This window comes from Pseudomonas sp. IT-232MI5, assembly GCF_949767845.1.
Lineage (GTDB): Bacteria > Pseudomonadota > Gammaproteobacteria > Pseudomonadales > Pseudomonadaceae > Aquipseudomonas.
Window position 1 is genome coordinate 59210 of record NZ_CATKQE010000055.1, and the last position, 21291, is coordinate 80500.

The 21291-nt window shown below is 58.5% G+C and carries 17 protein-coding genes and 2 tRNA genes; 12 read left to right on the forward strand and 7 right to left on the reverse strand.

The window, feature by feature from the left end:
• Positions 1 to 80: 80 nt before the first annotated feature.
• Positions 81 to 647 (reverse strand): dCTP deaminase, encoded by a 567-nt coding sequence (gene dcd / locus ACM6JQ_RS21155; protein ID WP_414894636.1) that lies wholly within the window; start codon positions 645 to 647, stop codon positions 81 to 83.
• A 354-nt stretch (positions 648 to 1001) separates the two neighbouring features.
• On the opposite strand from dcd, the gene ACM6JQ_RS21160 reads away from it, so the two are divergent.
• Positions 1002 to 1211, forward strand: coding sequence for a cold-shock protein (locus tag ACM6JQ_RS21160; protein WP_002554837.1), 210 nt, complete (start codon positions 1002 to 1004; stop codon positions 1209 to 1211).
• A gap of 164 nt (positions 1212 to 1375) precedes the next feature.
• Here ACM6JQ_RS21160 and ACM6JQ_RS21165 read toward each other — a convergent pair whose 3' ends face one another.
• A complete protein-coding gene (locus tag ACM6JQ_RS21165; RefSeq protein ID WP_007918617.1) occupies positions 1376 to 2383 on the reverse strand; it encodes a DUF481 domain-containing protein in 1008 nt (335 codons plus the stop codon).
• Positions 2384 to 2547: 164 nt separating this feature from the next.
• On the opposite strand from ACM6JQ_RS21165, the gene ACM6JQ_RS21170 reads away from it, so the two are divergent.
• From ACM6JQ_RS21170 to ACM6JQ_RS21185, 4 genes are all read left to right on the forward strand, one after another.
• Positions 2548 to 2901, forward strand: coding sequence for an MGMT family protein (locus ACM6JQ_RS21170; RefSeq protein WP_414894637.1), 354 nt, complete (start codon positions 2548 to 2550; stop codon positions 2899 to 2901).
• Between the two features lie 43 nt (positions 2902 to 2944).
• Positions 2945 to 4504, forward strand: coding sequence for an AmpG family muropeptide MFS transporter (locus tag ACM6JQ_RS21175; RefSeq protein ID WP_007918629.1), 1560 nt, complete (start codon positions 2945 to 2947; stop codon positions 4502 to 4504).
• Between the two features lie 129 nt (positions 4505 to 4633).
• Complete coding sequence (locus ACM6JQ_RS21180; RefSeq protein WP_007918631.1) at positions 4634 to 6349, forward strand: proline--tRNA ligase; 1716 nt, start codon at positions 4634 to 4636, stop codon at positions 6347 to 6349.
• 17 nt (positions 6350 to 6366) lie between these two features.
• Positions 6367 to 7320, forward strand: a complete 954-nt coding sequence (locus ACM6JQ_RS21185; RefSeq protein ID WP_007918633.1) for a hypothetical protein — start codon at positions 6367 to 6369, stop codon at positions 7318 to 7320.
• A 102-nt stretch (positions 7321 to 7422) separates the two neighbouring features.
• On the opposite strand, the gene dinB is transcribed toward ACM6JQ_RS21185, so the two are convergent.
• Complete coding sequence (gene dinB / locus ACM6JQ_RS21190; RefSeq protein ID WP_095113865.1) at positions 7423 to 8484, reverse strand: DNA polymerase IV; 1062 nt, start codon at positions 8482 to 8484, stop codon at positions 7423 to 7425.
• Positions 8485 to 8764: 280 nt separating this feature from the next.
• On the opposite strand from dinB, the gene ACM6JQ_RS21195 reads away from it, so the two are divergent.
• From ACM6JQ_RS21195 to ACM6JQ_RS21210, 4 genes are all read left to right on the forward strand, one after another.
• Positions 8765 to 8841 (forward strand) — tRNA-Met (locus ACM6JQ_RS21195).
• A 221-nt stretch (positions 8842 to 9062) separates the two neighbouring features.
• Positions 9063 to 9139 (forward strand) — tRNA-Met (locus ACM6JQ_RS21200).
• A 279-nt stretch (positions 9140 to 9418) separates the two neighbouring features.
• The gene (mprF, locus tag ACM6JQ_RS21205; RefSeq protein ID WP_095113866.1) at positions 9419 to 12058 is read left to right on the forward strand and encodes a bifunctional lysylphosphatidylglycerol flippase/synthetase MprF; all 2640 of its coding nucleotides are present in this window, start codon (positions 9419 to 9421) and stop codon (positions 12056 to 12058) included.
• Positions 12058 to 13353, forward strand: coding sequence for a virulence factor family protein (locus tag ACM6JQ_RS21210; protein ID WP_007918639.1), 1296 nt, complete (start codon positions 12058 to 12060; stop codon positions 13351 to 13353). Before mprF ends, ACM6JQ_RS21210 begins: the two co-directional genes overlap by 1 nt.
• A 198-nt stretch (positions 13354 to 13551) precedes the next feature.
• Here ACM6JQ_RS21210 and ACM6JQ_RS21215 read toward each other — a convergent pair whose 3' ends face one another.
• From ACM6JQ_RS21215 to ACM6JQ_RS21225, 3 genes are read right to left on the reverse strand one after another with little or no spacing between them, the layout of a single operon-like run.
• Complete coding sequence (locus tag ACM6JQ_RS21215) at positions 13552 to 14235, reverse strand: serine/threonine protein phosphatase (protein WP_414894638.1); 684 nt, start codon at positions 14233 to 14235, stop codon at positions 13552 to 13554.
• A complete protein-coding gene (locus ACM6JQ_RS21220; RefSeq protein WP_007918643.1) occupies positions 14232 to 14930 on the reverse strand; it encodes a hypothetical protein in 699 nt (232 codons plus the stop codon). The genes ACM6JQ_RS21215 and ACM6JQ_RS21220 overlap by 4 nt, the downstream gene beginning before the upstream one ends.
• Before the next feature lies 1 nt (position 14931).
• Positions 14932 to 15699 (reverse strand): MarR family transcriptional regulator, encoded by a 768-nt coding sequence (locus ACM6JQ_RS21225; protein ID WP_123594849.1) that lies wholly within the window; start codon positions 15697 to 15699, stop codon positions 14932 to 14934.
• A 640-nt stretch (positions 15700 to 16339) separates the two neighbouring features.
• Between ACM6JQ_RS21225 and ACM6JQ_RS21230 the strand changes: the two genes are divergently transcribed.
• On the forward strand, positions 16340 to 16666 hold the full coding sequence (locus ACM6JQ_RS21230; protein WP_414894639.1) for a DUF3077 domain-containing protein: 327 nt from the start codon (positions 16340 to 16342) through the stop codon (positions 16664 to 16666).
• Positions 16667 to 16828: 162 nt separating this feature from the next.
• On the opposite strand, the gene ACM6JQ_RS21235 is transcribed toward ACM6JQ_RS21230, so the two are convergent.
• Positions 16829 to 18670, reverse strand: a complete 1842-nt coding sequence (locus tag ACM6JQ_RS21235; protein WP_414894726.1) for a potassium transporter Kup — start codon at positions 18668 to 18670, stop codon at positions 16829 to 16831.
• 349 nt (positions 18671 to 19019) lie between these two features.
• On the opposite strand from ACM6JQ_RS21235, the gene rimO reads away from it, so the two are divergent.
• Positions 19020 to 20357 (forward strand): 30S ribosomal protein S12 methylthiotransferase RimO, encoded by a 1338-nt coding sequence (gene rimO / locus ACM6JQ_RS21240; RefSeq protein ID WP_095188906.1) that lies wholly within the window; start codon positions 19020 to 19022, stop codon positions 20355 to 20357.
• Between the two features lie 450 nt (positions 20358 to 20807).
• Positions 20808 to 21281, forward strand: a complete 474-nt coding sequence (locus ACM6JQ_RS21245; RefSeq protein WP_007908717.1) for a GNAT family N-acetyltransferase — start codon at positions 20808 to 20810, stop codon at positions 21279 to 21281.
• Positions 21282 to 21291: the final 10 nt, after the last annotated feature.

Consider the following 21291-nt stretch of genomic DNA (forward strand, 5'->3'; position numbering starts at 1 on the left):
TGCCGAAAGCAAAAACGGGCAGTACACCCCATAGAGTGTCTGCCCGCCAAAGAATTCCCGCGATCTGTCGGATGGACCGATCAGGTGCGCGGCAAGGTCACGCCACGCTGGCCCTGGTACTTGCCACCGCGATCCTTGTAGGACACTTCGCATTCCTCGTCGGATTCAAGGAAGAGCATCTGCGCCACGCCTTCGTTGGCGTAGATTTTCGCCGGCAGGTTAGTGGTGTTGGAGAATTCCAGCGTCACGTGGCCTTCCCACTCTGGCTCAAGCGGGGTGACGTTAACGATGATGCCACAGCGCGCGTAGGTGCTTTTACCCAGGCAGATGGTCAATACATTGCGCGGAATGCGGAAGTTTTCGACGGTGCTGGCCAGTGCAAAGGAGTTCGGCGGAATGATGCAGACGTCGCTATGGACGTCGACGAAGCTGCCCGGGTCGAAGTTTTTCGGGTCGACGATGGACGAGTTGATGTTGGTGAACACCTTGAAGTGATTGGTGCAACGTACATCGTAGCCATAGCTCGATACACCGTAGGAGATCACACGGCTGTCATCGCTGCCGCGCATCTGGCGCTCGACGAACGGTTCGATCATGCCGTGTTCCTGCGCCATGCGGCGAATCCACTTGTCCGATTTGATGCTCATGGCGGGGTGTCCTGAATAGCGAGGTGGAAAAATTCTGTCCGGCATCTTACCGGGCGCGCCGCCGGGTTCAAAGTGCGCGGTGCAATTCTCGCCGAACACCCATGAAATACGAGCTTTGGCGACGAACCGTCACACCGCCGATCCCGAAAACAGAGAAACCTTCGCAAGAAGCATTGGCACTTCTCGGAAACTGGGTTAAGGTGGCGTCACTGTGTTGCTTGTGTCACTGAGAATCTCTACACGATATGTTGAATTTCGATCCAACCATCTACAAGAATTTTTCCTGCTCTTTGCACTCAGTCTCGGCCAGGGTTCTTCCTGAGTCGCAGTTATCTTTGTTCAAGGAGTTACACCATGTCTAATCGCCAAACCGGTACCGTTAAGTGGTTCAACGATGAAAAAGGCTTCGGCTTCATCACTCCACAATCCGGTGACGACCTGTTCGTTCACTTCAAAGCTATCCAATCCGACGGCTTCAAAAGCCTGAAAGAAGGCCAACAGGTTTCTTTCATCGCTACCCGCGGTCAGAAAGGCATGCAAGCTGAAGAAGTACAAGTTATCTAACTTGTAGCTTCTTTAGAAAAGAGCCCCGCCCTTAAAAGCGGGGCTTTTTTGTGGGCGTCTGTTTTTCAGCTCGCAAAAAAAGATCGCAGCCTTCGGCAGCTCCTACAGGATGTACATCAATCCTCTGTAGGAGCTGCCGAAGGCTGCGATCTTTTGCTTGCGCCTTACCAGGCCACGCCAAACCCGGCGGTATAACGGGTCTTGTTCAGATCGGCATCGTTGGTGCCACTGATGATGTCGCGCTCAGCCTTGAGGTTGAGCGACGCCCAGTCGGTGACCTTGTAACGCAGCCCCAATTCAGCATCCAGTGCGTAATCAGCAACTCCGGACAGTGGTTTGCCCACTTCACCGTTGGTGAAGAACTCGACTTTCTTGCCAATCAGGTAACGGTTGTAATCCCATTTCATGGCGACAGAGTAGAAGTTGTCCTTGCTGCCATCGCGGTACTCATAGTCCGTGCGGTTGAGCAGCGAGCCCAGCGAGAACGCGCCTAACTCGTCATCCCAGAACTGGTAGCCAGGACCGGTACCAACCACGCGCTGACGCGCCAGCTCTTCGATGTGATCGCGCTTGTAATTCAGACGACCCTGCCAGAACCATTTATCGGTCAGGAAGCGGTCGAGTGCATATTCGGCGCGCCAGTTGTTGGTGGTGGTCTCGTCGTCCTGCACTTCGCGGTTGTACTCGCCTTCGGCGGTATGACGCCAGCGACCATGACGTGCCGTGGTCTTGAAGCCGACATCGTAGTCATCGGTGTCCTTCTCGGCGCGCTGATAATCCAGCGCCAAGTCGACATTGCCCTTCCACACCAGATCCTCGACCACCGGTTTCGGTTTGAGAATCTGCTGAATGCTCGCCAGCTCGACGGTTTTCGGCGCCTCGCCATTGGCCAAGGTGACCTTGCCATCTTCGGCGGCCGTCAGCGACTTGGACACTTCGCCGGTGTAGGCATCCTGTTTGACCAGCAAGTGCTGATCGCTGTCCAGCGTCTTGACCTCTTTCCAGTCGATGGTGACCGCACCGGCGTATTTGGTCTGGATCAACAGCTTGCCGCCGTCGAATACCGTAATGGTACCGCTCAACTTGTCACCGTTCTTCAACCAGACGGTATCGGCAAGCAGGGGCGTGGACGCGCTGAAAACAGCAAGGCACAGCAAGGATCTGGAAAACATAAGCGAATCGAAGGCTCAAGTTTGCGAAAAAGGTCGGCATTATCCGTAGGAATAAGACCCTGACAAGGACTGACCGAACGATTTCCGATGAGTTCATTTCTCAATTGCGCGATCACCGATTACTCTGAAAGCCATCAAACTGTTCATGCTCAGGAACCGCGTACGTGACAGACCCGCTCGACAGCGTTGAAAACGATGCGCAAATCCGACGCACGGCGCTCTACTCGACGCTCGCCCAAGTGCCCGAAGGCAAAGTCGTCAGCTATGGTCAGTTAGCTGAACTGGCCGGGTTGGGGCGCGCCGCCCGCTGGGTCGGCCGCACCTTGAGCCAGCTACCCGGTGATACCAAACTGCCCTGGCACCGAGTGCTGGGCGCCGGCGGTCGGATCAGCCTGCCGGTGGGCAGCCCATCGGGTGATGAACAACGGGCCAGATTGCTCATGGAAGGCATCACCGTCCTGAACAATCGTGTGGATATTCAGCGCCATGGCTGGCGTCCGGTAGAGCACAGCGGTTAGAGTGCGCGCTTTGTTTTCGCAATCTTGAGGCAGACTTCAGCCCATGCCCCGTAAAACCTGGCGCGCCGCGCTAGCCGCTTATGCCAGTCCTTCGACGCTCGTGCTGTTGTTGCTCGGTTTCGCCGCCGGCCTGCCGTACATGCTGGTATTTTCAACGCTTTCCGTCTGGCTGCGTGAAGCCGGTGTCGCCCGTGAAACCATCGGCTACGCCAGCCTGATCGGCCTGGCTTATGCGTTCAAATGGGTCTGGTCACCACTGCTCGACCAATGGCGCCTGCCGTTGCTGGGCAAACTCGGCCGTCGCCGTTCGTGGCTGGTGCTCTCGCAGGCCTTGGTGATTCTCGGCCTGGTCGGCATGGGTTTCTGCGATCCGCAGAAGCATCTGTCCTGGCTGATCGCGATTGCCGTCGTCGTCGCCTTCGCCTCCGCCACCCAGGATATCGCGGTGGATGCCTATCGCCTGGAAATCGCCGAAGACAACCGCCAGGCCGCCCTCGCCGCCAGTTATATGTCCGGGTACCGCGTAGCAGCGCTGCTGGCCACCGCTGGCGCACTGTTTTTCGCTGAGGGCTTCGGCTCCACAGGTTTCAATTATCAGCACTCGGCCTGGGCCGGCACTTACGCGCTGTTCGGCGCATTGATGATTCCTGCCCTGCTGACCACGCTGTTGATGCGCGAGCCGCCAGTGCCGCTACGCACTCAATTGCAGGCCGGGCGCTATACCTTCATGCATCAACTGATGTCGGTGTTTGTGCTGATTATCTTGCTGGTCTCGGTACCGGCGATGTTCACCCAGCTCTACAACACCGATTTTGCCAGTGTGCTGTTCGGCGACATGAGTCCGCTTGACCTGCTGCTCGAAGACCGCGCCTTCCTGCGCGCGATTCTCTATACGCTGCTCACCGGTCTGTGTCTGTCGACCATGGGTCGTCGCGGCCTCGCACCGGTGCTGACACCGGTCAATGACTTCATTCTGCGCTACCGCTGGCAGGCACTGCTGCTGCTCGGCCTGATCGCCACCTATCGGATGTCGGACACGGTAATGGGCGTCATGGCCAACGTGTTCTATATCGATCAGGGTTTCACCAAGGATCAGATTGCCAGTGTCAGCAAGATCTTCGGCCTGATCATGACGCTGGTCGGCGCCGGCATGGGCGGTCTGCTGATCGTGCGCTTCGGCATTCTGCCGATTCTGTTCATCGGCGGCGCGGCCTCGGCCGCCACCAACCTGCTGTTCGTCATGCTCGCCGACATGGGTCCAAACCTGCAGATGCTGATGGTGACCATTTCCCTCGATAACTTCAGTTCGGGTCTGGCGACGTCGGCGTTCGTTGCCTACCTGTCGAGCCTGACCAACCTGAAGTTCTCCGCCACCCAATACGCCCTGCTCAGCTCGATCATGCTGCTGTTGCCGCGCCTGATGGGCGGCTATTCCGGGGTTCTGGTCGAGAAGTTCGGTTACCACAGCTTCTTCCTGATCACTGCCCTGCTCGGCGTGCCGACGTTGATTCTGATCGCGTTGCACTGGTTTCAGGAAAGCCGCCGCGAAGGCCCGACGCCAACGCCCGAGCCTGTGCCGACGCCGGTCGCAGAAGAATCGTAAGACGTTTCGGCAACGGCGGGAGGAATCTCGCCGTCGTGCCTCCCCACTGACCTCACGCCTGTACGTCGGCAAAACTCGCCGGTACACTGCGGAGTCATTTCCAGTCATAGCAACCGACAACGGCCAACCATGCGCACCAGTCAATTTTTGCTCGCCACACAGAAAGAAACGCCTTCCGACGCGGTCGTGATCAGCCACCAGCTGATGCTGCGCGCCGGCATGATCCGCAAACTCGCCTCGGGCCTGTACACCTGGCTGCCGATGGGCTTGCGAGTCATGCGCAAGGTTGAAGCCATCGTTCGCGAAGAGATGAACGCCGCCGGCTCTCTGGAAGTGTTGATGCCGAGCACCCAACCGGCCGAGCTGTGGCAGGAATCGGGGCGCTGGGAAGAATACGGCCCTGAGCTGCTGCGCATCAAAGATCGCCACGGTCGCGACTTCTGCGCGGGCCCGACCCACGAAGAAGTGATCACCGATCTGATGCGCAACGAGTTGAGCAGCTACAAACAGCTGCCAATCAACCTGTACCAGATCCAGACCAAATTCCGTGACGAAATCCGCCCACGCTTCGGTTTGATGCGTGGCCGTGAATTCATCATGAAGGACGCGTACTCGTTCCACGCTGATCAGGCGTCGCTGCAGGTCACTTATGACCGTATGCACCAGGCGTACTGCAACGTGTTCAGCCGTCTGGGCCTGAAATTCCGTCCGGTTGAAGCCGACAACGGTTCGATCGGTGGCGCCGGCTCGCACGAATTCCACGTACTGGCCGAGTCCGGCGAAGACGACATCGTCTTCAGCAACGGCTCCGACTACGCAGCGAACATCGAAAAAGCCGAAGCGGTGCCACGCGAAACCTCGCGTGCCGCTGCGACCGAAGAGCTGCGCCTGGTCGATACCCCAGACACCAAGACCATCGCGGCGCTGGTGGAAAAATTCAATCTGCCGATTGAGAAGACCATCAAGACCCTGATCGTGCGTGCCGAAGAAGAAGGCAAGCTGATCGCGCTGGTGATTCGAGGCGACCACGAACTCAACGAAATCAAGGCTGCCCAGCAACCGGGCGTTGCCAGCCCGCTGGTCATGGCCACCGATGCCGAACTGCGTGACGCCATTGGCGCCGGCGCCGGTTCGCTCGGCCCGCTGAACCTGCCGTTGCCAATCATCATCGACCGCTCGGTCGAACTGATGAGCGACTTCGGTATCGGCGCGAACATCGACGACAAGCACTACTTTGGCGTGAACTGGGAGCGCGATCTGCCGGTTCCGACCGTGGCCGACCTGCGTAACGTAGTCGCCGGTGACCCAAGCCCGGACGGCAAAGGCACGCTGGAAATCAAACGCGGTATCGAAGTCGGCCACATCTTCCAGCTGGGCAACAAGTACAGCAAGGCGATGAAGTGCGAAGTGCTGGGCGAGAACGGCAAGCCGGTAACCCTGGAAATGGGCTGCTACGGCATCGGCGTGTCCCGCGTGGTGGCGGCTGCCATTGAGCAGAACAACGACGAAAACGGCATCATCTGGAGCGACACTCTGGCGCCGTTCCAGATCGCTCTGGTTCCGCTGCGTTATGAAACCGAGCAGGTGCGCGAAGCCACCGACAAACTGTACGCCGAACTGACGGCCGCCGGTTTCGAAGTGCTGCTGGACGATCGCGACAAGAAAACCAGCCCGGGCATCAAATTCGCGGACATGGAGCTGATCGGCATTCCTCACCGGATCGTGGTCAGCGACCGCGGCCTCGCCGAAGGCAACCTGGAATACAAGAGCCGGACCGAAGGCGAAGCGCAAGCATTGCCGGTGGCCGACGTATTGTCCTTCCTGCAGGCCCGTATCCGCCGCTGAAACCAGATAGAGACGTCATGTTCAAGCGAAACACCTTAGGCCTCGGTGGCACCGCCCTGTGCGGTGCCCTGCTGGTCAGCGGCTGTGCCAATCACATGTCACAACGCAGCGAGCACGAAGAGCGGGTCGAGCGGAAGTTGCTCGACCATAGCCTGCAGATTGATGTCGGCGAGCCTAAGGCGCTTGAGCTGCCGCAGCGACGCGTGAAGATCAACGAACAGAAGACTTTCGAAGTCACCGAGTTCGAAGTCACCCGTCGCTACGATCGCTACACGCCTTACCAGCCTTGGCGGGAGGTCTACGAGATCCCGCTGGGCGTGGTGGCCGTGGTCGGCGGCGTCGGCGCGAACGTGGTCAACGTTTTCGCTCTCGGCAATCTGCCGGACAGCGTCACCAAGGACTGGCTGAGCTACGGTTTTGCCGGGCTCAATCCGTTCATGAACGTGCAGTCCAATGGTCGCGCGCAGCAGAACCTGGCGGGTATCGATGAAGTCCAGCGCGACAAGCGCACGGAGTATTCGAGCCTGCCGTGGAGCGAGCGCCCGGTGCAGGTCAAGGCTGGCAAGCAGACCTTCGACATGACCACCGATCGTAACGGTGTGCTGCGTCTGAATCTGCTCGACAGCCCGTTTGCCGAAAATGACCTCAATCATGTCGGCAAGCTGCAGATCAGCGTCGAAGACAGCAAGGATGACGTGCACTCTGATTCGTCGCTGATGATCAGCAGTCATCTGCGCGGCAAATTGCTGGAGGCGCACGGGCTGATTTACGACGACCTGGAAGACGACGAAGTGAGCCAGTGGGTACACCGGGTCAAACGTCTGTCGGAACTGGGTCTGGAAGAAGAAGCCAGCGAGCTGGAACAAAGCCTGATCGAACTCACGCGCAACGATCCTGAGCTGCAGACCGAGTTTCTCAAGTCGCTGACCAAGGATGCCGGGCGTCTGGTGGCAGATCCAGGACCGAATTAAGGCCTATTAAAAGATCGCAGCCTGCGGCAGCTCCTACATTGGAACGCATTTCAATGTAGGAGTGAGCCTGCTCGCGATGAGGCCCTTACATTCCGCAAAAATCTACCGCTCAAACAACTCCATCTGCTCAAACCCGCCGCGCAAATCCTCAAGCCTGACCCCCACCCCCAACAACCGCACCGGCTTCCCGCCGCGATTGAACGCCTGCGTCAGCATCAACTGATAGCTACCGAGATCCCGCCCTGCCCCGGCCTGCTCCAGCGTCGTCTGGGTAAAGTCATGAAACTTCACTTTGACGAACGGCTTGCCCGGCCGATAACTGCTGTCGATCCGCGCCATACGGGTTTTCAGGGTTTCCAGCAGCTCCGGCAGTTTGTCGAGGCAACTGCGTAGATCCGGCAGATCAACGTCGTAAGTATTTTCCACACTGATTGACTGACGCCGGCTGTCGTTGTGCACCAGCCGGTCATCGATCCCACGGGCCAGACTCCAAAGTCGCTCGCCAAAACTGCCGAATTCGCGCACCAACGCGAGCTTGTCCCACTCGCGCAGGTGCAGGCAGTCGACGATGCCGAGCCTGCCCAGTTTGTCGGCGGTGACCTTGCCGACGCCGTGCAGCTTGCTTACAGGCAAATCGCTGACAAAGTCTTCGACCTGATCCGGCGTAATCACGAACAAGCCGTTGGGCTTTTTCCAGTCACTGGCAATTTTCGCCAAAAACTTGTTCGGCGCCACACCGGCAGAAACGGTGATGTGCAATTGATTGGAGACTCGACGACGGATGTCTTGGGCGATGCGTGTGGCGCTGCCACCGAAATGCGCGCTGTCCGATACATCCAGATAAGCCTCATCCAGCGAAAGCGGCTCAATCAGGTCGGTGTAATCGGCAAAAATCGTATGAATCTCTTTCGAAGCCTCGCGATACGCATCCATACGCGGCTTGACGATGGTCAGGTCCGGGCACAGCTTCAAGGCATGCCCCGACGCCATCGCCGAACGCACGCCATACGCGCGCGCTTCATAGTTGCAGGTGGCGATCACCCCGCGCCGGTCCGCCGAGCCACCCACCGCCAACGGCTTGCCGGCCAGACGCGGGTCATCGCGCATCTCGATGGCGGCGTAGAAACAGTCGCAGTCAATGTGGATGATTTTTCGCTGAGTCATGTCAGAAAAGGAAACGTGGCGAACCGGATCGGCAGTATCTCACTGACACCTGTATATAGCACCAGTGGTATGAATGTTCTTTCCAGGTGGTAGGAAATGTCCTTTGAATTTATTTTCTCAATCGACGAGTGGCCGCCAATAGAGCTGAAAGCCTTGCCCCGCCTGACCTGCAGCGTGACAAACACCCGAGAAAAAGCGCTAACCGATTGAACCTCAACAGTTTTTATCCAGATTGCGGGTTGACACCCCGGCGTTCCTCTGTAGAATGCCGACACACAGACGCGGGATGGAGCAGTCTGGTAGCTCGTCGGGCTCATAACCCGAAGGTCGTCGGTTCAAATCCGGCTCCCGCAACCAAACATCAAAAAAGGCTACTCGAAAGAGTGGCCTTTTTTGTGCGCGTTTGTTTTGTAGATTTCCTCTTCTTATAGAGAAGGATCGCCAAACAGGAATTCTTTGCATTTCCGAAACTTAACGCACCACCTGCGACCGTTTGACGCGATTGCACACTTATTTGACCCTTTACGGGATTAGCGGTTGACACCTCGCCGTTCGCCTGTAGAATGCCGCCACACAGACGCGGGATGGAGCAGTCTGGTAGCTCGTCGGGCTCATAACCCGAAGGTCGTCGGTTCAAATCCGGCTCCCGCAACCAAACATCAAAAAAGGCTACTCGAAAGAGTGGCCTTTTTTGTATCTGTTGAAAAAGTCCTTTCGCAACAATGATCTGTCACTGTGCAGTGAACCGCTTGGGATCTTCAGAAGTGCTGAGTTGCGACTATGCTTGAGTCGCAGGCCAGGCCTCTGCAATCCAGGAACTGCCCTCGCCGATACCCGGTGAGAGGCGTAGTATTTTGTGATTATTTTTTTCTACAGGGATTGGTAACTTGGCTGGATACCTCCATCCTGTCGCGCACAATCCAAGAGGTGATTGATGCGCGCCAACTCGTCTGATCCACAAGACACCGTCACAGCGGAACACCCGATCAAACCCGAGCGTCTGCGCTTGCTGGATCGGTTGAGCAAATACCGACAACCGATTGGTCTGGCGGTGACTTTGCTGCTGTTTGCCATTGCGCTGATTGCCTGTCGTCATCTGCTCGCCGAACTCGATCTCGATGCGCTGCACGACTCGATTCTCGACGTACCGAAACCCGCGCTGATCGGCGCCTTCGCTGCGACCGTGGTCGGTTTCATTATTCTGCTCGGCTACGAATGGTCGGCCAGTCGCTATGCCGGCGTGACCTTGCCACCGCGCACATTGGCGCTGGGCGGATTCACCGCGTTTGCGATTGGCAATGCAATCGGTCTGTCGCTGCTGTCCGGCGGCTCGGTTCGCTACCGTTTATATGCTCGACTGGGTCTGGGGGCGTCGGAAGTCGCGCACATGACCTTGTTCGCCAGTCTGTCGCTGGGTTGCGCCTTGCCGCCGCTGGCTGCACTGGCAACGCTGAGTGACCTGCCTGCTGCCTCTCAGGCGCTGGGGTTGTCCGAAGGCCTGCTCGGCACAGTGGCCGCTGTCGTGCTGTTGCTTGGCGCAGTACTGGCTATCGGCATCTACCGTCGGCGCCTGCCGGAACAACCGTTGCGCGACAACCTGCTGGTCAGGGTTGGCCGCCGCACGCTGCGCTTGCCGGGTCGGCGCCTGACGTTCCTGCAACTGATCATTACCGCCCTCGACGTTGCGGCTGCCGCCACTGTCCTTTATCTGTTGCTGCCGGAAGCGCCACCGTTTGGTGCGTTCCTGCTGGTGTACCTGCTGGCATTGGCTGCCGGCGTACTCAGCCACGTCCCCGGCGGCGTCGGTGTGTTCGAAGCGATCCTGCTGGCCGCTTTCGCCGATACTCTTGGTGCCGCACCACTGGCCGCGGCGTTGCTGCTGTATCGCTTGATCTATGTGGTGCTGCCGCTGCTGGTCGCCTGCGTATTCCTGCTGATCAACGAAGGTCAGCGCCTGTTTCAGACTCAGACCATGCGCGCGGCGTCTGGTCTGGCGGCACCGATTCTGGCGGTGCTGGTGTTCTTGTCCGGTGTGGTGCTGCTGTTTTCCGGCGCCACGCCCGAGATCGACACACGTCTGGAACACATCGGTTTTCTGATCCCGCACAGGCTGGTCGACGCGTCGCACTTCGGCGCCAGCCTGATCGGCGTGCTCTGCCTGATGCTCGCTCAGGGCCTGCGTCGTCGCCTGTCGGCGGCGTGGATGCTCACCACCATTCTGTTGCTGGTTGGCGCGCTGCTCTCGCTGCTTAAAGGCTTCGACTGGGAAGAAGCAACGCTGATGACACTGACGGCTGCGCTGCTCGGTGTGTTCCGTCGCTCATTCTATCGCCCGAGTCGCCTGACCGAACTGCCCTTCTCGCCGCTGTATCTGGTGGCCAGCCTGTGCGTCCTCGGTGCCTCGACGTGGTTGCTGCTGTTCGCCTATCAAGACGTACCGTACAGCCATCAACTGTGGTGGCAGTTCACCCTCGACGCTGACGCGCCACGCGGCCTGCGTTCGCTGCTCGGCGCTGCGGTGCTGTTGCTGGTAATCGCGCTGACCTGGCTGCTGCGCACCGCACGTCCGGTCATTCACCTGCCGACGCCTGACGAACTTGATCGTGCGGCGAAAATCCTGATGGCGTCGTCGCAACCCGACGGTGGCCTGGCGCTAACCGGTGACAAGGCGTTGCTGTTTCACCAGAACGACGAAGCGTTCCTGATGTACGCGCGCCGTGGCCGCAGTCTGGTGGCGCTGTACGACCCGATCGGCCCTGGCCAGCAACGCGCCGAGATGATCTGGCAGTTCCGCGACCTCTGCGACATTCACCACGCCCGCCCGGTGTTCTACCAGGTGCGCGCGGAGAACCTGCCGTACTACATGGACATCGGCCTGACCGCGATCAAACTGGGCGAAGAAGCCCGGGTCGATCTGCATCGCTTTGACCTGGAAGCCAAGGGCAAAGAGATGAAGGACCTGCGTTACACCTGGAACCGTGGCACCCGCGACGGCCTGTCGCTGGAAATCCATGAGCCGGGTCAGGCGCCGATGGACGAGCTGAAAGTGATTTCCGATGCATGGCTGACCGGCAAGAACGTGCGTGAGAAAGGCTTCTCCCTCGGCCGTTTCAGCGACGATTACCTGAAGCATTTCCGCATCGCAGTGATTCGCTTCGAAGGCCGCCCGGTGGCGTTCGCCAACCTGCTCGAGACTTACAGCCATGATCTGGCCAGTCTCGACCTGATGCGCGCGCACCCGGACGCCCCCAAGCTGACCATGGAATTCATGATGGTCGGCCTGATTCAACACTATAAGAGTCACGGATACGCGCGCTTCAGCCTGGGCATGGTGCCGTTGTCGGGGTTGCAACCCCGGCGTGGTGCACCGCTGACCCAGCGTCTGGGCTCGATGGTTTTCCGCCGTGGTGAGCAGCTGTACAACTTCCAAGGCTTGCGCCGCTTCAAAGACAAGTTCCAGCCTGACTGGGAACCCCGTTATATGGCCGTGCCCGCCGGACTCGATCCGCTGGTGGCGCTGGCCGACACTGCTGCCCTGATCGCGGGCGGCTTGACTGGATTGGTGAAACGCTGATGATTCAACGCTCCCTGAAGTACATCCTGGCCGCACTGATCGTGCTGGCCGTGATTGCCGGCGGCGGTTTCTGGTACCTCAAACGTCCGGCACCAGAACCGACGCTCGAACCTGTCACGGCGGCAGACGGCACCGTTTTGACCCGCGTCATCCCCGGCACCAAACCCAAGGCGCAGGTGCTGGTCGCGGTCAACGACGACCAGAAACTCTCTGAAAAACAACTGACCACCCTGAGCCGCAGCGCCTCGGCGCAAATCGTTCAGGTGATTCTGCCCAAGGACTGCCTGCTGCAAAGCCGCGCCCTGCAAACCGGTCTGCGCGAACTGAACGGCCCGGCTACGCTGGTCAGCGGTATCGGCCCCGGCGCGGTATTGGCCTGGCGTTGGTTGTCCGAGCAAAAGGACGACAAGGCCCAAGCGATTTCCGTGGACCTGGCACTGGAAAAACCTGGCTGCACTCACCTGTTGCCGAAATCCGCCGCGCATGGTCACTGGCTGGTGGCATGGAACGACAACCCGGATGATGCCAGCGCGGGTTTTGTACGCGATCAGCCGAACGCCGAAACCAGCATCAGCGACTACGACATCAACCTGCCGCAAGTGCTGAACAACGAACTGCGCAAGATCCTCGTCGGCGGCGACAAGGCCAACGGCGGTCTGGCGATCCCGGTGGTTGAAGTGCCGGCCGGTCAGGCGAAAGACACCGTGACCCTGTTCCTCTCCGGTGACGGCGGCTGGCGCGACCTCGACCGCGACGTGGCCGGTGAAATGGCCAAGATCGGCTACCCGGTGGTCGGCATCGACACCCTGCGCTACTACTGGCAGCACAAGAGCCCGGAGCAAAGCGCGCTCGACCTGACCGAACTGATGCAGCACTACCGGCAGAAATGGGGCACCAAACGCTTCATCCTCACCGGTTACTCGTTTGGTGCGGACGTGTTGCCAGCGATCTACAACCGCTTGCCAGAAACCGAGCAGCAACGCGTCGACGCAATCATCCTGCTGGCCTTCGCCCGCACCGGCAGCTTCGAAATCGAAGTCGAAGGCTGGTTGGGTAACGCCGGTAAAGAAGCCGCCACCGGCCCGGAAATGGCCAAGCTGCCACCGGCCAAGGTCGTGTGCATCTATGGTGAAGAAGAGACGGATGAAAGCGGTTGCACGGACAAGACTGCAGTGGGTGAAGCGGTGAAACTGCCAGGCGGCCACCACTTCGACGAGAACTATCCGGCGCTGGCCAAGCGTTTGGTGGATTTGATCGAGAAGCGTCAGAGCAAGGACTCGGTCGCCGAAGAGTGATCTGAGCCACGCCCACAAAAAGCCCCCGCAACTTCGCAGTTGCGGGGGCTTTTTACATTCAGCAGCCACGAAAATCCCCTGTGGGAGCGAGCCTGCTCGCGAAAGCGGTGGGTCAGTTTACAGATTCGTCGACTGACACTACGTCTTCGCGAGCAGGCTCGCTCCCACAGGGGTATTGGGCTGGATTCAGACAACCCGTCAGTCTCGCTGGCCAAGCTGGACATCTATCCACGTGACATCATCGTCGCCAACGCTAAAGTCGCTATCCCGCGCCGCCAACAAACTGCTTTGCTGCACTTGCGTCAAGTCCGCCCAAAAGCCATCAGTGACAAACACCAAGCGCTCAACAGCGTCCAGTGCACAACAAACAAAGTCAGGGTTCGGGACCCGATTGATCTTCAAGCATCGTGTTACCGAATTTCGCGCCGGGTCTTGTGCCAATTCACAGTGCGAACGGTCGCGCCGCCAATTGGCCTTGCAGTGAGGTGGCGTAATCCACTCGATGGCTCCCGCCAGCGGCACAATCCCGCATGAACAGTCTCCCTCGTATGCAATGGTGAGTCGGCCATGAGCGACCATGCCAATCAGGTAACAGATGGCTCCCGTCTGATCAGCAGGCAACGACGCATGAAAATCCGCCAGTATTGAACCCAATAGACGCTCAACAGCTGCGGGGTCTGCAGGATAGCCCCCCTGCTCCATCTGTGTGGAATGAGCCGCCAACATGCCGCTTACGAAGCTTTCAGCCAGCTGTCCACTGCCGCGCCTGGAAGTGCCATCCGCGACAACAAAAAACCCACTGTCACCTTCACAGGTAGCTCCGGCATAGTCATTATTTGCCCTGCTGGCTTGCCCAGTGATTGATCGGGAGTGGTATCTCATGCGCTGGCCAGCGCTTTCAAACGCCGGTGAATAATCTGCCCTCTGCCTGGATTCGCCTGCACCGAGCCTGAACTTTCGATCACATAGCCAACCCCGTCGAGCGCCATCAGTTTGTGGATTCCATCTGTGACGAACGCCTTAAGGTCGCTGTCAGCCTGGCCCACCTCCTCCAACAGCTCAGGCCGACCATCGATCAAGATGATCATGTCCTCGACATCCTTGTGATAAGGATCACCATTTCCCCGACCGGCGAAAGCTTCCAGTTTCGTCGCGAGAAAATATGTGGGCTGGAATATCTGGATGACAGTGCCGCTGGGCAGGGTGAATTTATCCGCCCTCGCCAGCCCCTCGACGAACCAGCGGTTGGCATAGCCGAGCACTGCAGGGTCGGAAGGCATGACATCCACAACAACGTCATTGAAGCGAAAACGACAATTGACCTCGTCCTCACCGGTGATCTTGAATCCCTTGGCAGCCAGCCGTTCAGTGAGTTGGTTCCAGGCGCTGATACCGGCCAACTCGATCACTAGATCAACGTCATCAGTGAAACGAATGTCGTCCAGCACTGCTGTATCTGTAACCAGCATGGCGGTTGTGCAACCGCCAACAAAAGCAACTTCGGCGAGAAACGCCTCGCCCAAGCCTTCAGCCACGAACTCAATAAGTTCGTAGTTGTGATCCGCGTTTGACGACATGTTATTTAAGCCCCATCCCTGCCTTCAGAATACTGATTGCCACACCACACTCACGCGGACCACCCAGACGGATTGCATCAGCGAGCGCCAGATAGTGGTAAAGGATCCGGTCTTTTTTCACCGCTTCCGGCACTGTTTTGTAAAGCGGCTCGATCGCTTGGCCTCGCTCGGTTCCATGCGCATCCGGCCAGACCGGAATCAAACCACCCGCACTCTTGATGCTTTTGGACAGCGCGGGTGCCGCAAAGCCTGTGGGTATGCCACGAACCATCGCGCCAGGCTTGACCGGGAAGAAGTACTTCAGCGCGTGCTCGGTAATTTTCAGCAGTTCCCGGCGGTGCACTTTGGCAAGCCCGGTGTCGTAATCATGAATGAGCAATCCAGATTCCCGGCACCGGGCGAGAGCATTTGAGACTTCGCTTTTGCTCAGTCCGAGAGAGGCAGACAGCGCACGCAGAGAGTAGCGATCGCTCCAACTTGTCAGCGGTGGATCAGATGCTGGTTCCGCCCATCCCTCCCAGCCTGGCCCATCAGCGAAAGGCGAATCGAATTCGCGGCGCTGGAAGACTGTGTCTTCCCCATCAGTGGAATAGGTAACCAATGGCTTCCCCACACCCTCCCCTGCGGTCATTCGGCTGACGACATAGGGCCTGAGCAGCTCTTCGACCCTGTCCGAATTTGATTCGGCCTCCATCTCCCCCAAGAGGTTCTCTTCCTGAGCGTGGAGACTGGCCATTTTGAACAAAAGTAAAATGTCTTGACTCTTCATTTAGTTCAAAACCTCAAGTGTCCACATTCCATAAAACGTGGACACTTGTCTCACTGCCGAGGCCGGGTCGTCAAGCCCTTGGGTCGATCACTAATCGCTGCATACCTTGCCCGCATATCGTCATGGCTGATTGCGTGGGCCAAATCAAAGATGAGCAGTCGTTCACTGGCCTTCTTTTCGATCCGAAGGTCCTTTGGTTCATCCTGTAATTCTTGTTCCGCTGATGCCGTCATACGTACCTGAATGCTTTGCACACGTCGGTTCGTGCGTGACGTTTAGTATCGTTTACTTCCAGTCTCGCAATATCGGATGACGCCCACAGACCTTGTAGGCAAACTCCGAAACTCGTGTTGGGGCGCTTTGCCGCTCTATTGCGCTGTTTTTCGACGGGATACTCTCCGGATGTCGCTGACCCATTCAGCGATCGGGTGTGGTAACCCGGTTAGGCAAAGTGCAACAGTGCCTCCATCACGACATCAGGCGTTCTTTTACGCCTGTAATTTACTGTCATGGCAGCTGTACGTGGGAGACCTTCGGGTCTGCCGGTTTCTTTGCTCTCCCGGTTTACCACCCTGCGTACAGCTGCCACCCATTCGTGTGGTAACGAATGCGGCAGCTCCTCGTTTTAGGGAGCAAAACAATGAGCAAAGAAATTCCGTCAACGCCTTCAGACCTTACAACCATCGGCTTCACCCCTTTCCTCTACCACTCGGATCAAGCGTTCTTCAACGTCCGCGCCGGCATCCCGATCATCGATGCCTTGTCCCAATCCTCCGACCTGCTATCCCTCGCAAAATCCTTCGCCGAGGACGCTGCCTTCATCAAAGACACCGACCGCCATGCCTGGGCCGCGCATTACCTGACGGTGATGGGCAAAGCCTTGATTGATGACGTGATCCAAGCGCTGATCCCACGACCTGCGCGGACGAAGACCGAGTCTGAAGCAGAGATACCTGAAGGCTTGTAAAGGTTTGAAGATCAAAAGATCGCAGCCTTCGGCAGCTCCTACATGGAATGCGAAACCTGTAGGAGCTGCCGAAGGCTGCGATCTTTTGATCTGAAGTTGCCGCCCACAAAAAAGCCCCCGCCAGCCACAAGGCCGACGGGGGCTTTTCGGATGGGGCCAAGCTTACATTTCGACCTGCGTCCCCAACTCAATCACCCGGTTCAGCGGCAGATTGAAGAACCGCAAGTTCCCATTGGCATTCTTCAACATGAACGCAAACAGCGCCTCACGCCAACGCGCCATGCCTTCCAGCTTCGAGGCAATCACCGTTTCGCGGCTGAGGAAGTAGGTGGTGCGCATCGGGCTGAAGTCCAGATCATCCAGATGACACAGCTTCAGCGCTTGCGGTACGTCTGGCTCATCGGTGAAGCCGAAGTGCAGGATCACCCGGAAGAAGCCCTCCCCGTGCGCTTCCACTTCGAAACGTCGCGATGGCGGCACGCGCGGGATGTCTTCGTAAACCACCGTCAGCAACACCACCTGCTCATGCAGCACCTGGTTATGCAGCAGGTTGTGCAACAACGCATGCGGCACGGCGTCGGAACGCGCGGTGAGGAACACCGCAGTGCCCTGCACGCGATGCGGCGGCTGCACGCGGATGCTGCTGATGAAAATCGGCAGCGGCAGCGCGCCTTCGTCGAGGCGTTCGACGAGCAGTTGTTTGCCGCGCTTCCAGGTGGTCATCAGCACAAACAGAGCGATACCGGCGATCACCGGGAACGCACCGCCCTGCACGATCTTCGGCACGTTGGCGGCGAAGTACAGACCATCCACCAGCAGGAAGCCGATCAGCACCGGCACCGCGAGGATCGGTGGCCATTTCCACAGCAGCAGCATCACTGCCGACACCAGAATGGTGGTCATCAGCATGGTGCCGGTCACCGCCACGCCGTAGGCCGAGGCCAGTGCGCCAGAGGATTCGAAACCGAGCACCAACAGGACCACGCCGACCATCAGCGCCCAGTTCACCGCACCAATATAGATCTGGCCCTGCTCGTCGCTGGAGGTGTGCTGGATGTACATGCGCGGGATGTAGCCGAGCTGAATCGCCTGACGGGTCAGGGAGAATGCACCGGAAATCACCGCTTGCGAGGCAATCACCGTGGCCAGGGTCGACAGACCGACCAGCGGAATCAACGCCCAGCTCGGCGCCAGCAGATAGAACGGGTTACGCGCCGCTTCCGGGTTTTCCAGCAACAAAGCGCCCTGCCCGAAGTAATTGAGCACCAGCGCCGGCAACACCAGGATGAACCACGCACGGGCAATCGGCTTGCGGCCAAAGTGGCCCATGTCGGCGTACAGCGCTTCGGCACCGGTCAGCGCCAGCACCACGGCGCCGAGGATCGCCACGCCCATGCCTGTGTGGACCATGAAGAAACGCACGGCCCAGACCGGGTTCAGCGCATGCAGCACTTCCGGGGTGTGGCTGATGCCATAGACACCGAGGGCGCCGAGGACGAGAAACCAGGTGACCATGATCGGCCCGAACAAGATGCCGATCCGCGCCGTACCGTGGCTCTGGATCAAAAACAGAGCGACCAGCACCACCAACGACAACGGCACAACCCAGTGGTCGATACCCTCAAATGCCAACCCCAGACCTTCAATAGCCGACAACACCGAGATCGCCGGGGTGATCATGCTGTCGCCATAAAACAGTGCCGCGCCGATCAGCCCGCAAACCACCAGCAACGAACGCAGCTTCCTGCGATGCCCTGCCGCGCGACGGGCCAGTGCGGTGAGCGCCATGATGCCGCCCTCGCCCTGGTTGTCGGCGCGCAGCACGAACATCATGTATTTGATCGACACGACCCAGATCAGCGACCAGAAGATCAACGACAGTATGCCCAGCACGCCGTCGTGGTTGACCGGTACGCCGTAAGCGCCGGAAAACACTTCTTTGAGGGTGTACAACGGGCTCGTGCCGATGTCGCCGTAAACCACCCCGACCGCCGCGACCAGCATGCTCAGCGGCTTGGAGGCCGAACCCTCGGCGCCTGCCGCATGACTACTTGCCTGACCCATCCAACACTCCTACTTCTCAGAACCGGCTTCTTGAATGAAGCACTATGCTTTGTGGTGCAGCATGCGCTGTTTTACCTGTTGTTACAGACGTTTTGTTGACTGTAAAAAATTGGTAAAGCTCAACGGCGCGAAGCATAGCGCAGCACTCGTCGTATTTCCCTGCATAAAGCTGGTCAACTGCGTTGCCCGCCGCTAGAATTGCGCACTTTTTGATCAGAGGCGCGCCCTAAGCGCCCATCCGTCGGCTTTCGCACCAAGAAAGCGATGTCACAAAATACCGAGGTTAGACATGTCCACCACTCCTGCGCCGGCCAATCCAAAGGTTGGCTTTGTATCTCTGGGTTGCCCGAAAGCACTGGTCGACTCCGAGCGCATCCTGACCCAGCTGCGCATGGAAGGTTATGACGTGGTGTCCACCTATCAGGACGCCGACGTTGTAGTCGTCAATACCTGCGGTTTCATCGATTCGGCCAAGGCTGAGTCGCTGGAAGTGATCGGCGAAGCGATCAAGGAAAACGGCAAGGTGATCGTCACCGGTTGCATGGGCGTGGAAGAAGGCAACATCCGCAACGTGCACCCGAGCGTGCTGGCCGTGACCGGTCCGCAGCAATACGAGCAAGTGGTCAACGCCGTGCACGAAGTCGTACCGCCGCGTCAGGATCACAACCCGTTGATCGACCTGGTGCCGCCGCAAGGCATCAAGCTGACCCCGCGCCACTACGCCTACCTGAAGATTTCCGAAGGCTGCAACCACAGCTGCTCGTTCTGCATCATCCCGTCGATGCGCGGCAAACTGGTCAGCCGTCCGGTGGGTGATGTTCTCGACGAAGCTCAGCGTCTGGTCAAATCCGGCGTCAAAGAGCTGTTGGTGATCTCGCAAGACACCAGTGCCTACGGCGTTGACGTGAAATACCGCACCGGTTTCTGGAACGGCGCGCCGGTGAAAACCCGCATGACCGAACTCTGCGAAGCGCTGAGCACCCTCGGCGTCTGGGTCCGTCTGCACTACGTTTACCCGTACCCGCACGTAGACGAGCTGATCCCGCTGATGGCCGCCGGCAAGATCCTGCCGTACCTGGACATCCCGTTCCAGCATGCCAGCCCGAAAGTGTTGAAGTCGATGAAACGCCCGGCCTTCGAAGACAAGACACTGGCGCGGATCAAGAACTGGCGCGAAATCTGCCCGGACCTGATCATCCGTTCGACTTTCATCGTCGGCTTCCCGGGCGAAACCGAAGAAGACTTCCAGTACCTGTTGAACTGGCTGACCGAAGCCCAGCTCGACCGCGTCGGTTGCTTCCAGTACTCGCCGGTGGATGGCGCTCCGGCGAATGATCTGGATCTGGAGATCGTACCGGACGACGTCAAGCAGGATCGTTGGGATCGCTTCATGGCGCACCAGCAAGCGATCAGCTCGGCACGCCTGCAAATGCGCATCGGCCGTGAAATCGAAGTGCTGGTCGACGAAGTTGATGAGCAAGGCGCTGTTGGCCGCTGCTTCTTCGATGCCCCGGAAATCGACGGTAACGTGTTTATTGATAACGGCAGCAATTTGAAGCCGGGTGACAAGGTCTGGTGCAAGGTGACTGACGCTGACGAATATGACCTGTGGGCAGAGCAGATCTGATCTGAAGATCAAAAGCCCCTCATCGGAACGCCGCCCGCCCAGCCCTCTCCCAGAGGGAGAGGGAGCTGACCGTGTTGTTCTTTCGAGGTACATCGACCTGAGCTATCCGGTCGAACTCAGGTTTGAAAAGCACGAAGTTCAGCTCCCTTCCCCCTCGCCCTCTCTGGGGGAGAGGGGACTGATCGAGGTGCTCTTCAGAATGACGGCGACTTGAAATATCGAGTCGAACTCAGGTTCTGAACAGCACGAAGATCAGCTCCCTTCCCCCTCGCCCCCTCTGGGGGAGAGGGTTGGGGTGAGGGGGAGAGATCTTGCTGGCGACAGAAATAGCCAGCCAGACACCGCAATAAATACGGAAAGCCCCGCTCTTTTTACGAGATGCGGGGCTTTTTTACGGCTATCGTTTAGCGGGGGACGGACTCCCTTGAAACGGACAAGAGGCAGACGGGCATGCGTCACCATTCGGTCATCCACACACCGAAACTCAGCGATTACCAGGAACTGACCCAGGTCTGGGAGGCCTCGGTCCGCGCGACCCATGATTTTCTCCCGGACAGCTATATCGAGCTGCTGCGCAACCTGGTGCTCACCCGTTATCTGGATGCGGTGATGCTGATCTGCACCAAAGACGCCAATCAGCGCATCACCGGGTTTGCCGGTGTTGCGGCGGGCAAGATCGAAATGCTGTTCATCGACCCCGATCATCGCGGTCAGGGCTTGGGCAAGAAACTGCTCAACTACGCGATGCAGCACCTGAATGCTGATGAACTCGACGTCAACGAACAGAACCCACAGGCATTGGGCTTCTACTTCAAGCAGGGTTTTGAAGTGATCGGCCGCTCGGAGGTGGATGGCATGGGCCAGCCGTATCCGTTGCTGCATATGCGGTTGCGTCAGAACCAGCAGCGCTCCAGTAACGGCTGACACACCATGG

Coding starts and splice junctions, on each gene's coding strand:
- dcd (WP_414894636.1), bottom strand. CDS start 647: ATGAGCATCAAATCGGACAAGTGGATTCGCCGCATGGCGCAGGAACAC.
- ACM6JQ_RS21160 (WP_002554837.1), top strand. CDS start 1,002: ATGTCTAATCGCCAAACCGGTACCGTTAAGTGGTTCAACGATGAAAAA.
- ACM6JQ_RS21165 (WP_007918617.1), bottom strand. CDS start 2,383: ATGTTTTCCAGATCCTTGCTGTGCCTTGCTGTTTTCAGCGCGTCCACG.
- ACM6JQ_RS21175 (WP_007918629.1), top strand. CDS start 2,945: ATGCCCCGTAAAACCTGGCGCGCCGCGCTAGCCGCTTATGCCAGTCCT.
- ACM6JQ_RS21180 (WP_007918631.1), top strand. CDS start 4,634: ATGCGCACCAGTCAATTTTTGCTCGCCACACAGAAAGAAACGCCTTCC.
- ACM6JQ_RS21185 (WP_007918633.1), top strand. CDS start 6,367: ATGTTCAAGCGAAACACCTTAGGCCTCGGTGGCACCGCCCTGTGCGGT.
- dinB (WP_095113865.1), bottom strand. CDS start 8,484: ATGACTCAGCGAAAAATCATCCACATTGACTGCGACTGTTTCTACGCC.
- mprF (WP_095113866.1), top strand. CDS start 9,419: ATGCGCGCCAACTCGTCTGATCCACAAGACACCGTCACAGCGGAACAC.
- ACM6JQ_RS21210 (WP_007918639.1), top strand. CDS start 12,058: ATGATTCAACGCTCCCTGAAGTACATCCTGGCCGCACTGATCGTGCTG.
- ACM6JQ_RS21215 (WP_414894638.1), bottom strand. CDS start 14,235: ATGAGATACCACTCCCGATCAATCACTGGGCAAGCCAGCAGGGCAAAT.
- ACM6JQ_RS21220 (WP_007918643.1), bottom strand. CDS start 14,930: ATGTCGTCAAACGCGGATCACAACTACGAACTTATTGAGTTCGTGGCT.
- ACM6JQ_RS21225 (WP_123594849.1), bottom strand. CDS start 15,699: ATGAAGAGTCAAGACATTTTACTTTTGTTCAAAATGGCCAGTCTCCAC.
- ACM6JQ_RS21230 (WP_414894639.1), top strand. CDS start 16,340: ATGAGCAAAGAAATTCCGTCAACGCCTTCAGACCTTACAACCATCGGC.
- ACM6JQ_RS21235 (WP_414894726.1), bottom strand. CDS start 18,670: ATGCTGGTCGCGGCGGTCGGGGTGGTTTACGGCGACATCGGCACGAGC.
- rimO (WP_095188906.1), top strand. CDS start 19,020: ATGTCCACCACTCCTGCGCCGGCCAATCCAAAGGTTGGCTTTGTATCT.
- ACM6JQ_RS21245 (WP_007908717.1), top strand. CDS start 20,808: ATGCGTCACCATTCGGTCATCCACACACCGAAACTCAGCGATTACCAG.